The organism is Vibrio sp. JPW-9-11-11 (genome assembly GCF_013369335.1).
Lineage (GTDB): Bacteria > Pseudomonadota > Gammaproteobacteria > Enterobacterales > Vibrionaceae > Vibrio.
Window position 1 is genome coordinate 210,955 of the sequence record NZ_SZQJ01000005.1, and the last position, 13,119, is coordinate 224,073.

At 46.0% G+C, this 13,119-nt stretch carries 9 protein-coding genes; 6 read left to right on the forward strand and 3 right to left on the reverse strand.

Features of this window, described 5'->3' with window-relative positions; genetic code table 11:
* Window positions 1-75: 75 nt before the first annotated feature.
* The 3 genes from FCU94_RS06825 to FCU94_RS06835 are packed head-to-tail and all read right to left on the reverse strand — an operon-like array spanning window position 76 to window position 5,793.
* Window positions 76-2,709 carry a PqiB family protein gene (locus tag FCU94_RS06825; RefSeq protein ID WP_176287797.1) on the reverse strand — a complete coding sequence of 878 codons (2,634 nt, stop codon included), beginning with the start codon at window positions 2,707-2,709 and terminating at the stop codon, window positions 76-78.
* Window positions 2,702-3,961 carry a paraquat-inducible protein A gene (locus FCU94_RS06830; RefSeq protein ID WP_176287798.1) on the reverse strand — a complete coding sequence of 420 codons (1,260 nt, stop codon included), beginning with the start codon at window positions 3,959-3,961 and terminating at the stop codon, window positions 2,702-2,704. Before FCU94_RS06830 ends, FCU94_RS06825 begins: the two co-directional genes overlap by 8 nt.
* 35 nt (window positions 3,962-3,996) lie before the next feature.
* Window positions 3,997-5,793, reverse strand: a complete 1,797-nt coding sequence (locus FCU94_RS06835) for an ABC transporter ATP-binding protein (protein ID WP_176287799.1) — start codon at window positions 5,791-5,793, stop codon at window positions 3,997-3,999.
* A gap of 86 nt (window positions 5,794-5,879) precedes the next feature.
* On the opposite strand from FCU94_RS06835, the gene FCU94_RS06840 reads away from it, so the two are divergent.
* The 6 genes from FCU94_RS06840 (at window position 5,880) to FCU94_RS06865 (ending at window position 13,031) form a co-directional block, all read left to right on the forward strand.
* Window positions 5,880-6,353 (forward strand): GAF domain-containing protein, encoded by a 474-nt coding sequence (locus FCU94_RS06840; RefSeq protein ID WP_176287800.1) that lies wholly within the window; start codon window positions 5,880-5,882, stop codon window positions 6,351-6,353.
* Between the two features lie 99 nt (window positions 6,354-6,452).
* Window positions 6,453-7,082 (forward strand): RNA chaperone ProQ, encoded by a 630-nt coding sequence (proQ, locus tag FCU94_RS06845; RefSeq protein ID WP_176287801.1) that lies wholly within the window; start codon window positions 6,453-6,455, stop codon window positions 7,080-7,082.
* A 17-nt stretch (window positions 7,083-7,099) separates the two neighbouring features.
* The gene (prc, locus tag FCU94_RS06850) at window positions 7,100-9,097 is read left to right on the forward strand and encodes a carboxy terminal-processing peptidase (protein ID WP_176287802.1); all 1,998 of its coding nucleotides are present in this window, start codon (window positions 7,100-7,102) and stop codon (window positions 9,095-9,097) included.
* Between the two features lie 134 nt (window positions 9,098-9,231).
* Entirely contained in the window at window positions 9,232-9,894 is a 663-nt protein-coding gene (locus FCU94_RS06855) for a hypothetical protein (protein WP_176287803.1), read from the forward strand.
* 216 nt (window positions 9,895-10,110) lie between these two features.
* Entirely contained in the window at window positions 10,111-12,717 is a 2,607-nt protein-coding gene (gene pepN / locus FCU94_RS06860; RefSeq protein ID WP_176287804.1) for an aminopeptidase N, read from the forward strand.
* A gap of 95 nt (window positions 12,718-12,812) precedes the next feature.
* On the forward strand, window positions 12,813-13,031 hold the full coding sequence (locus tag FCU94_RS06865) for a DUF2835 domain-containing protein (protein ID WP_176287805.1): 219 nt from the start codon (window positions 12,813-12,815) through the stop codon (window positions 13,029-13,031).
* Window positions 13,032-13,119 lie beyond the last annotated feature (88 nt).

Here is a 13,119-nt window from a genome sequence, read left to right on the forward strand (position 1 = left end):
GGCTAGCGTGAAAAGGGCAAGATTATAACGGGGTTGAATAAAAAACGCAGCGATTTCGCTGCGTTTTTTCGCCCTTTAAGGCTTAGGTATTGCTGTTCGCCAAGTTGTCCAGCTCTCTTCTGCCTGGTCATAAAGGAAAAAAGACGTTTGTGGCGGGGCTGCTGGTTGGAGCTGAGGTTGCTCTGGCGTTGCGAACGTTATTCCGCCGCGTATTAAGCTATCTAAGGTGCCAGCTTTAATGTCGGCACCACCGAGCCCGATGGAGACATCGACCCCTGACGTATTCCAGAAAACCGTATTGCGTCTAACTAGGTAGGCGTAGTCCGGTTTGATAACTATGGTTGAGACAATACGATCGGCAAACTCGCCTAATTCAACTTTAACGACCTCACCAACTTCCATATCTCGATACAAAATTGGAGTGCCTTGGCTAATTGAGCCACGAGTTTCGCTCTGTAGGGTAAATTGCACGCCTTGCTCTGCTTGCTTATTGACATGAAGGATGAAGCGATTTTGCTTTGCGCCACTGCCCGGTAGGACATTGATCGACTGAGACAAAAGGTTGTGAGCATTTTTTACTCCGTTGACACCAAACTCGGCTTTAGGTAGCCAGAAGAATGAGCCATTTACAGCAACTTTCTGCGTATACTCGGGGAGAATACGGGCTTTTATTTCTACTCGCTCGCGAGTAAAGTCGGGCACAATTAAGGTCACTTCACCCACTTTGACCCCGTTGTAATTGATTGTTGCGCCAGTAGACAATCTATTCTCGCCATCGTAAGTCAGGGTGATCACTTGGCCAAACTTGCGCGCCGTCTTGTAGTCTTGGTAGAGCAGCCATTTATCTTCCTGTTTGTTGTCTACTCCTGGTAGAGAATCAAAGGCGATGCCACCTTTGATAAGAGAAGTCAGTGGCGCTGCGGAAATATTAACCCCCGACAAGCTCGCGTCGATTTCAATACCAGAACGATTCCAGAATACGGTTTGCGCGGTGATAAGGTGTTTGTATTGGTTTTCAATGCTGGCTGTGATGACCACACCACCGTCTACCAAATAATAGTCGGCAATACTGCCGACTTGCAGGTTACGATAGAGCAGTGGGCTACCAATGCTGACAGGTGGCAACTCAGACGCAAATAAGGTGAGTTGAGTGGAGCCTGACATATTGTACTTCGCTAACTCTGCGAGTGATTGACTCGGGTAAAGTTGGTACTTGATTCGCGCTTTGTTTTGCCCTTCGCTCACAAAGCTTATCGACCCCGCGAGAAGCTGTTTGGCTGGTGGTACAGAGATGTTTAGGCCTGACTCGGTAAGTTCGGCGCTCGCGCTGCCTGTCACATAAAAGCGATTCTGTGATTTGATTAAATGGGAATAATCACTGTCTATCAAGGCGTCAAATTGAACACCATCCTTGATGAGCTGAACTTGAGTGACAGAGCCAACGCTAATTCCGCGGTACAAAATTTCCGCGCCTTGTTCCAGCCCGAATGAGTTATCTGCCACTAATCGCAACGCGACCGTACGGTCTTGTTTTCGTTTGAAATCATCGGTGCGAATTGCAGTGAACTGACGCGAGCGCTCTCCTTCTCCAGGCACTATGGTAAGAAAGTTGCCTTTGACGATATTCGCTAAGTTTTCAACGCCACTTAATGAGACTTTCGCTTCCTGCAAAATGAATTGGCTGCCAGTGGTCAACATGTCACTGAATGCTGGTTGAATTGCTGCTGAGGCGACCACCTGCTCACGGTCTTGGGCTAATTCCAAATGAGTCACTTGTCCCACCTCGACGCCTCTGTATACGATGGGCGCGCCTGAGGGACTGATTTTGTTGTTATCAGGTAGGGTAATTTTAATGGCAATACCACGGCCAGCAGTCTGGAGGTCGGGATAGAGTCGGAACTGGGTATTGTCGACCACAGGCTCCCCGCCGTCAGGAGAGTCAACCGCAATCGAACCACCAAGTAAGGCGCTAAGGCTTTCCAAACGTACATCGACGCCTCCGAAACCAATATTGGCTCCCACGCCGCTGACGTTCCAGAATCGACTGTCATGGGTGATAATGTGGCGATAGTCCTCTTCGATGGTGGCGTTGATGATGACATTTTTGTCATCCTCATCAAGCTGATAGCTATAAACCTCACCAATGGGGATTTTTCGATACACGATTTGTGAACCAATAGAGATACCGCCCAAATCGCGAGATTTGAGTGAAATGCTTAGCCCTTCTCTGTTAAGCAAATCAGCAGGCGCGCGCTCTAAAGCGGTAAACTGAGTTTCTGGTTCTGAGGGACCATCTGCTGGTGCGATAGCGATATAGTTTCCTGATACCAAAGCGTCGAGGCCTGAGACCCCCGATAAACTGGCTGTAGGTTTGACCAACCAAAAGCGAGCGCCTTTGGTTAACAACTTAGTGGCTTCTGGATAAATATCTGCATCGACATAAATACTTTGCAAATCTTCCGCTAGGTTGATGTCTTTGACCATCCCGACTTCCAGGCCCTGGTAGCGAATGGTGGTACGCCCAGCAATCAGACCTTGTGCATCTGAGAAATAGATCTGTACCCGTTGCCCAGCATCTTGAATCGCGGTAAACACCAACCATCCAGCTAACACCATCGTCAGTACAGGCAGAAGCCATAGTGGCGAGACGCCCTTATTTCTTCGCACCTTTGGGGAATAAGATTTTTGAGTCTGGGAGGCATTACTCATGGGTAGATTCTTTCTCTTTGATTGCGACAGGGTAGTTATCCCATATTAACCTTGGATCCATGCTTTCGGCTGCGAGCATGGTCAATACGACGACAATACCAAATGCTACTGCACCAAAACCTGGGGTAAAGTCGAGAATTTGACCGCGATCGACTAATGTCATCATGATAGAGATAACGAATAGGTCCATCATAGACCAGCGACCAATCCACTTGATGATAAAGTACATTAGCATTCGATGACGGTGATAAATCTTGCGTTTAAACTGTATCGCGAGCAGTAGGTAAGACAAACCAAGAATTTTGGCCACGGGCACCACAATACTGGCGACAAATATAATGATAGCGATACCCGTCATTTCGCTATTTACCAGCGAAGCCACGCCTGAAAATATAGTATCTTCTAGGCGCTTGCCGTTCGTCAGCAATATAGAAATTGGAAGTACATTCGCTGGAACTATCGCTATACTCGCGGCGAGAAGATAAGCCCACGTTTTTTGAACAGAGAAGGGCTTGCGATGGTGAATTGGGCTTTGACAGCGTAAACAGACTTCTCCCTCCGGTTGAGAAAGGTGACATTGGTGACAGTGTAGCTTTTTGTCCATGACTGGGAAGCTATTTTCGGGGGAAAACACCTCCCAATAGCGTCGCACGCTGACCCTTGTCAATAGCAAGATCGTGGTCATTTGCAATAGCACCAAACCAACAAGGCCAGGGCCGACGAAAATATCAGAGTAATCTTGGAGCTTAAAACAAGAAATGGCGATACTGACTAAGAAGACATCAATCATGACCCAAGGTTTAAGGCGCTGGATGAGCGCCAACGACGGTTTTAATAGCTTAAATGAGCGAGTCTTGAGCGCAATATGAGCGCTAAGTACTGAGCCACACAGTAAAAGAGGTGCCAAAGAGCTGCAGAGCAAGATCAATGCAGCGATGAACATGAACCCTTCTTGTGCCAATGTCCAAATACCTGAAGGTAGCGTGGCGGGAATCATTACGCCAAATAAGCGAATACTGATGAAGTCGAAAAAGTGTGAAGGGATGAACAGCAATAGGCAGGTTAGAGCTAGGGCAAGGTTACCTGACAATGACGGGCTACCACCGCGATAAAGCCAGGTATTGCAGCGCGGACAAAAAGCACTTTTGCCTCTTTCAACGTCGATGAGATCAACTGGCAGCTCACAACCATGACATAAGCGGACAGAGGTGACCTTGGAAGGGTGGGCAAGAGAGTTAGGAGAGCGGCTCATAGCGGCTCTCCTTGATAGTGATTCGCGTGTTATGGCTATAGGTGTGATTGCACACTGCCATATAAGGTTTGATATAAGCCTTGTTGTTCAACCAACTCTCCATGCGTGCCCGTCTGAGTAACTTGACCATCTTCCAACACATAAATCAGGTCAGCTTGCTTAACCGCTGACAATCTGTGGGCCACAATTAAGGTGGTGCGGCCGTGCAGGAAGTCTGTCAGCGCTTTATGCAGTGCGGCTTCTGTTGCGGTATCAAGGGCTGAAGTGGCTTCATCTAAAATCACAAACTTGGGATTACTCAGAATCATCCTTGCTATCGCCAAGCGTTGCCGTTGTCCGCCAGACAAACGAATACCGCTGCGGCCAATCTGTGTATCGAGCCCATCACTCAGTTGTTTAATCACATCTTGCATTTGGGCGATCTCTAACGCGCGCCAAAGCTGCAAGTCGTCGTAATCAGAACCTAATGTCAGATTATGCCTCAAAGTGTCATTAAAGAGTATAGGCTGTTGTAATACCACAGCAATTTGCTCTCTAATTGTCGCAAAACTGATATCCTCACAGCGTTCACCATTGAAGCGTATCGAGCCCGAATCTGCTTGATAGACGCCAATGAGCAGTTGAATCAGAGTAGATTTGCCACCGCCACTGGCACCGACTAAGGCCACTTTCTTACCCGCAGGAATGGTTAAACTCAAGTCACGCAGCACATGTGCTTCGGTGTTGTAAGAGAAATTCACTTTCTCAATTTCAACTTCGACTTCACGGTCTTGAGTAAATGGGTTTACTTTGCTCACCGGGCGAGCTTCTTCTTCTAAGTCGAGAAGGGCGTTAATGCGTTTTAATGCGGCCTTAGCACTATACCAAGAAAATTGGATACCAAGTAGTTCCTGAACCGGTGACAGCATGAACCAAAGATAACCAAATACCGCAAAAATTTGTCCAATAGTGAGGTCACTAAACAAGACCATCAACATGGCGACAGCGCGAAACAGTTCAAAACCTAATAGAAAGAGTAAGAAGGAAACACGTCCCGCCGCTTCGGATTGCCAAGCGTATTTATCAGCGTCGATACGAATTTGATTTGCTTGATGTTTTAGCTCATTAAGGAACTCGCGCTCTCGATTAGCCGCGCGCAGTTGATAGATGCCATCAAGCGTTTCCACCAACCGGTTTTGGAAGCGCTCAAAAGATTGGTTTTCCTTCTTCTTTAAATGCTTTACTTTGCTGCCGAGTTTGCGTGAAAAGTAAATGACGACCGGGTTGACCAATAAGATGAAAAGCCCTAAACGCCAATCCAACCACAGCAACACCGCCGCCGTTCCGAGTACAGTTAACAAGCTGATGAGGAACTTGCTTAAGGTAGAACCGATGAACTGGTCGATGGTTTCGATATCGGTGATCAAGTGTGCGTTGACGCCGCCACTGCCACGCGTCTCATATTGGCGAATACTAATGCGTCCTAGTTTATCAATCATTTTGCTGCGCATTTTGTAGGTAATCGTCTTCGACACGAGAGTGAATTGTCGGCTTTGCAATATGTTCAGTGCTTGGCTTACACTGCGCATGATAATCACCAACATTAATGTCAAAAAGATATAGCCAGTTGGCGTTTGCATTGAAACAGGCAAGAGGCGGTTCATCGCATCCAACCCTTGTCCCGGTTGATTGAGAAGAACTTCGTCAACCATCAAAGGCATAAGCAAGGGAATAGGCACACTAATCAGAGTGGCCAGTAACGCAATTAGATTGGCAAAGATAAGCTTAGATTTGTGCTTTTTTGCTTGAGTTATCAACCAAGAACGGCTAATAGTGTTGGGATTGTCGGTCATTATAATGAGAATGCTTACTATTTATTGTTTGTGCGCATTGTACGTAGATTCATAATAGAAGTCTCCAGTTTTCAAATGGAAGTAGTATGAAAATAGAACATTACCATCGCTTAACCAAACAAGTCGTGGCATTAATTGAATCAGAGCCTGATCTGATTGCTAACCTTTCCAATATCAGCTCTTTATTGAATATGGAGCTAGAGGCGCTCAATTGGGTTGGTTTCTACTTGATGAAAGGTGAAGAGTTAGTGCTGGGGCCATTTCAAGGCAAACCTGCGTGTGTCCGAATCCCGGTCGGACGAGGTGTTTGCGGTACGGCTGTATCGACAAACAGTGTTCAGCGTGTGCACGATGTTCATCAATTTGAAGGTCACATCGCGTGTGATGCTGAAAGTAACTCGGAGCTGGTGATTCCGTTCTCTATTGATGGAAAAGTTGCCGGTGTACTCGACATTGATAGTCCTAAGGTTGGACGATTTAGTGAAATCGATGAGCAAGGGCTAACATTTTTGATGGGTGAAGTAGAAAAGCTGCTTAATTCACACGCTATCAAGGCATAAATTGATTATTGAGTGTGGTTTTTCGCTTGCAGGTCACTATAATACCTCAAATATTTATACTTAATGCTCGCGGACAAGCCGCAACAACCAGGAATCCTCATGGAAAACACTGAAAAGTTAAAAAACAGCAAAGAAGTGATTGCATACATTGCTGAATGTTTCCCTAAGTGCTTTACTTTAGAAGGTGAAGCAAAACCACTTAAAATTGGTATTTTTCAAGATCTTGCGGAACGTCTAGCTGACGATCCAAAAGTGAGCAAGACTCAACTTCGTGCAGCGTTAAGACAGTACACTTCATCATGGCGCTACCTACACGGTGTTAAGCCTGGTGCGGTGCGTGTCGATTTGGATGGCAACCCAGCGGGTGAGCTTGACGAAGAACACGTAGAACACGCAAAAACAGCACTTGCGGAAAGCAAAGCCAAAGTTCAAGCACGTCGTAAAGAGCAAGCTCAAAAAGCACGTGAAGAAGGTAAAGCGAAAGCTAAACCAGCGGCGAAGAAGCCTCAGGGTCGTCGTCCGCAACAGAACAAAGTACAAAAAGCCAGTAAGCCAGTAGAGACGCGCGCTCTGAATGCCGACGAAGTTAAAGTAGGTAATCAAGTTAACGTTAATATGGGCAAAGGAAACATGGCTGCGACTATCGTTGAAATCAATAAGGAAGATGTGCGTGTTCAACTGTCTAACGGCCTGCAAATGGTTGTGAAAGCGGAGCACCTACGCGCATAAAGGAGATACTCCTACGCATGAAATGCCGTTCAAAATTGTCGCTGATTGCTGCTAGCCTCTGGCTAGCAGCATCTACTGCAAATGCATTAGAAGCAAAAATCAGCCTAGAAGACTTACCTGTCCTCGCTCCCGAAGCTCAGCATGAGACCGCAAGCAAACGTGTCACATCGCGCTTTACTCGTTCCCACTACAAGCACTTCTCATTAAACGACCAATTCTCTCAAGCAATTTTCGAACGCTACGTCGAAATGCTTGATTACAACAAAAACATTTTCACCCAAGCCGACATTGACTCTTTTGCCAAATGGTCGAGTTCAATCGATGAAGGCTTAAAAGAGGGCGATAATCAGGTTGCGTTTGATGTCTACAACTTGTCGATGAAACGTCGCTACGAGCGCTTTGAATATGCACTGCGCTTACTCGATAAAGAGATGACGTTTGATGATGATGAGTTTATTGAGCTTGATCGCAGTGACGCAGCTTGGCCGAAAAATACCGCCGAGTTAGACGAATTGTGGCGCAAACGCGTTAAGTATGATGCGTTAAATCTTAAGTTAACCGGCAAAGAGTGGGACGAGATCAAAGAAGTGCTCGGCAAGCGCTATAACAATGCGCTCAAACGCATCAGTCAGACTCACAGTGAAGACGCATTTCAGCTCTACATGAATGCTTTTGCGCGTGAAGTCGACCCGCATACCAGTTATCTCTCTCCACGCAGCGCTGACCAGTTTCAAACTGAAATGAACCTTTCGCTAGAAGGGATCGGCGCCGTGCTACAAATGACCGAAGATTATACGGTGATTCGTTCATTGGTCGCGGGTGGTCCGGCTTCTAAGAGTAAGCAACTGTCCGAAGGCGACCGCATCATTGGCGTGGGTCAAGACGGTGAAGAGATCGTCGACGTGATTGGTTGGCGACTAGATGATGTCGTACAACTGATTAAAGGGCCGAAGGGCACCAAAGTGTTCTTACAGGTGTTGCCGGAAGGTCAAGGCGCTAAGGCTGAAGTTATCACTATTGTACGTGATAAAATCCGCCTTGAAGACCGCGCCGTAAAGTCCGAAGTAGTTGAGAAAGCAGGTAAAAAAATTGGTGTGCTGGAAGTCCCTAGCTTCTATGTTGGGCTGGCAAAAGACACCGATAAACTCATCGCAGAGCTTAAGCAGCAAGGTGTGGATGGCATCATTGTTGATCTTCGCAATAATGGCGGTGGCGCATTGACTGAGGCTACCGCGTTATCGGGTTTATTTATTACCAGCGGGCCAGTGGTTCAAGTACGCGACAGTTATGGCCGTGTCAATGTGAACAGCGATACTGATGGAGAAATCAGCTACGACGGACCGATGACGGTGTTGGTCAATCGTTACAGCGCATCGGCTTCTGAAATTTTTGCCGCTGCGATGCAAGATTATGGTCGAGCTCTTATTGTTGGTGAAAATTCGTTTGGTAAGGGGACAGTGCAACAGCACCGTTCATTAAACCATATCTACGACTTGTTCGATAAAGAACTCGGCTATGTGCAATACACGATACAGAAGTTTTATCGTATCGATGGTGGCAGCACTCAAAATCGCGGTGTTGCGCCTGACATTGCCTTCCCAACCGCAGTGGAACCCAGTGAAACCGGGGAAAGTGTTGAAGAGAATGCATTGCCGTGGGACAGCATTGAACCGGCAAAATACCAGGTGTTACAACGTAACCCAGAGCGGGTCGCACACTTGACCGCGCTTCACCAAAATCGGATTGCTGATGATCTTGAATTTGGCTTTATCGCCGAAGACATTGCCAAGTACCGCGCTGAAAAGGACGACAACACCTTGTCGTTGAATGAAGCAACGCGCAAGATGGAAAGTGAAAAGGCCGATAAACAGCGTCTAGCACGAATTAATGAGCGACGAAAGGCGATGGGTGAAGAGCCGTTCAAGTCACTTGACGATGTACCCAAAGATTATCAAGCCCCCGATGCTTATTTAGACGAATCGGTTGCCATCATGGTAGATATGTTGAAATCTTAGTTATATCAATAGTTAAAAGAGCGAGCCTTAGTGGCTCGCTTTTTTTGTGGGAATAATTAATGTGATTTAGATCAATTTTTTCGCGTTTTATCAGTCGTGTGCCTAAGCTTAAAGAAAAGAGTAAGGAGCGCGCTATGAAACTGATGGCCATGTTATCACTCTTGCTAAGTTTCTCTGTGTTCGCTGATTCGGCAAGAGACAATAGCGATTTAACTCAATTTGACCAGCCTTTCTTGTTAGGGGATTGGTACTTAGTCAATCCTAATCCAGAGCAATCGGAAGAAAACTTCCTCGCGATCAAGCTGTCGCTCGACTCAAACTACAGTTTTAAGATCGACATCCAAAAAAGAGATTACTCCGTTGACCACTGGGAGGGGCTCTATACCGCAAATGAAGATACTATCATCCTCGGCCTCAACAGTGATGAACCTCAAGTCTACCAATATTCTGCTAACCACAATCTACTTAACCTCAATGGTGTTACCTTCACCAAAGCTTTGTCGAATGCTCTCGCAGGTATGTGGTCGAGTGCGCAACTCGGCGGGGACGACGTCGCCTCTAGCGATGTCAACCAACTCGACCTTATCTTGCAACCTGATTTCGTGTTCATGTTTAGAGTGAGCAATGATAATGGCGACGAGGCGATACATCGTGGTGTTTATTATACCGAGGGAGAACACTTGGTATTGCTTTACGAAAATGGTGAACACGAGACCAAATATACGCTTAACCGCGACACTTTAACGTTAGAAATGGAAGAAGGGGCACTCTATGCCGTTCTAAATCGGATTCGATAGTCATAAATCGATTAGTGGGCACTTTGCGGATAAATTAGACAAATTGTTTGAGTTCTTCATCAACAATAGACAAAAAACGAGGTATTTCTTAGCCGAACCTCGTTTTTTTTTGTTTAGGCAGGTAAGCTTACACGCAAATGATTGTCGTTATCCGACATCACACAGCACGGCGGTTGCCGTGTTTACGTATCTCATATTCGTCAGAAGGATTTAGACATGGCTCAGACTCCACAAGCCAAATATCGCAAAGACTATCAGTCTCCCTCTCATTCCATTACTGATATCGATTTAACTTTCGATCTTTATGACAACGCCACAACAGTCAGTGCGGTTTCACAGGTAAAACAGTTAAAAGATTCGACCACTCTTAAGCTTGATGGTGAAGCATTAACGTTAAAAAGTATTCACGTTAATGGTCAGCCATGGAGTGAATATGAACAAGTTGAAGGCGGTTTAGAGATTTATCATCTACCCGCTGAGTTTGAGCTCAGTATAGAAACATTGATTGACCCAGAAGCAAACACAGCGCTTGAGGGATTGTACAAGTCGGGTGGTGCATTCTGTACTCAGTGTGAAGCTGAAGGTTTCCGCCGCATTACTTATTATCTCGACCGTCCAGATGTGCTTGCCAAGTACACCACTAAAGTGATTGCGGATAAAGCTCAGTATCCTTATTTGTTGAGTAACGGTAACCGTATTGCTCAAGGGGAACTCGACCAAGGTCGTCACTGGGTACAATGGCAAGATCCGCATCCGAAACCTGCTTATTTGTTTGCGTTGGTTGCGGGAGATTTCGATGTACTGCGAGATAAATTTGTCACTCGCTCTGGCCGCGATGTTGAGTTAGAGATATTTGTTGATAAAGGAAATCTCGACCGAGCACCGCACGCGATGACGTCATTAATTAACTCCATGAAGTGGGATGAAGATCGTTTTGGCTTGGAGTATGACCTAGATATCTACATGATTGTCGCGGTGGACTTTTTCAATATGGGCGCAATGGAGAATAAAGGTCTTAACATCTTTAACTCTAAGTTTGTTCTCGCCAATGAAAAAACGGCAACGGATACCGACTACTTGGGTATTGAAGCCGTTATCGGCCATGAGTATTTTCATAACTGGACAGGCAACCGCGTCACTTGTCGTGACTGGTTCCAGCTAAGTCTTAAAGAAGGCTTGACCGTGTTCCGTGACCAAGAGTTTTCTTCTGATCTTGGCTCTCGTGCGGTGAATCGCATCAATAATGTCCGAATCATTCGAGGCCCACAATTTGCCGAAGACGCAAGTCCGATGTCGCATCCTATCCGTCCGGATAAAGTGATTGAGATGAACAACTTTTACACTTTGACAGTTTACGAAAAAGGCAGCGAAGTGATCCGTATGATGCATACCTTGCTGGGAGAAGAAGGCTTCCAAAAAGGGATGAAGTTGTATTTTGAACGCCACGATGGCACGGCGGCAACCTGCGAGGACTTTGTCGCTGCTATGGAAGATGCAACGGGTGTTGACCTTAAGCAGTTCCGTTTGTGGTATAGCCAGTCTGGTACGCCAACCGTGAGTGTAACGAGTGAGTATCATTCTGAACAGCAGACGTACTCTCTGACTATCGAACAATCAACCGAGCCGACACAAGATCAGTCAGACAAACTACCACTCCACATTCCTTTTGATGTGGAGTTGTATGCGGCCAATGGTGACATTATAGAGTTACGCCGTAACGGTTCGCGGGTCGGTCATGTTTTGGATGTCACCGAAGCGAAACAGACCTTTGTGTTTGAAGGGGTCACAGAAAAACCTATCCCTTCTTTATTGCGCGAGTTCTCTGCTCCGGTGAAACTTGAATATGACTATAGTGATGAAGAACTCACATTCTTAATGGTCCACGCGAGAAACGAATTTGCTCGTTGGGATGCAGGACAAATGTTACTGGCGAAATACATTCGCGCGAACGTTGAAAAAGTGCAGGCCGGTGAGGAAGTGGTATTAACTGAATCCGTCGTTGATGCTTTCCGTGGGGTCTTGCTTTCTGAACAGCTTGAACCTGCGTTCATCGCAGAGATGTTGTCACTGCCAAGCTTCAATGAAGTGTCGGGTTGGTATAAACAAGTCGATGTGGATGCGGTTGCTCAAGTGTTGAAAGCACTGAAGGTGATTTTAGCGACCGAATTGCAAGATGAACTAAGCGCTATTTATCACAGCACTAAACAGTCCGCTTACTCGATTGAACACAAAGCCATTGGCCTTCGCTCATTGCGCAATACCGCACTTGGCTACCTTGCTTATACCGATCAAGGTAACGAGCTGGTCAAAGTTCAGTACTCTGAGGCTAACAACATGACGGATACCATTGCAGCAATGGCGGCAGCGAACAGTGCTCAGCTCGAGAGTCGCGAAGCGCTCATGCAAGATTACAGTGATAAGTGGAAACATGATGGCTTAGTGATGGATAAGTGGTTTGCGCTGCAAGGAACCAACCCTGCCGAGAATGTACTTGATGTCATTAAACAGACCATGGGTCACGAAGCGTTTAGCCTTAAAAACCCTAACCGTACGCGTAGTTTGATTGGCTCATTCCTCAACATGAACCCAGTACGTTTTCATGCCAAGAGTGGTGAAGGGTACCAGTTTGCTGGAGAAATCTTACGCGAGCTTAATAGCCGTAACCCGCAAGTTGCGTCACGCTTGATTGATCCGCTACTTAAATTCCGTAAATACGATTCAACACGTCAGGCGTTGATCAAACAAGAGCTAGAGTCCTTAAAGTCGATGGATAACCTAGCCAAAGACTTGTTTGAAAAAGTGACCAAGGCGCTTGAGTCTTAATTCGTTGGTATCAAACAGTAGCACGTGATAGTGCTACTGTTTATTTATACAGTTATTTTGTTAGGTGGGCAATATCGCGACTTTTTCCATCAGTTATGAATCAGTATTACTTTACACTCAATATCTCTTATCAAACTTTTCTGTCTCACTACAATGGGGCGGCAAGTAACATTTTAGTCATAACAGACAAAGGGTTACGCCTACAATTGCCTGCATCTCGTTTCAGACCTTTTGTTAGTCAAATTGGCTTAAAAGGGCGCTTCAGATTAACAACTGACCAAAAAAATAAGTTTATTAAGTTAGAACTTCTGTGAGCAACTGATTTTATAGAAGTTTAAATAGAACCTTAGTCACATTCTCAAACATTTCACCTCTTACCACTCCTAAAAGAATTAACTATTT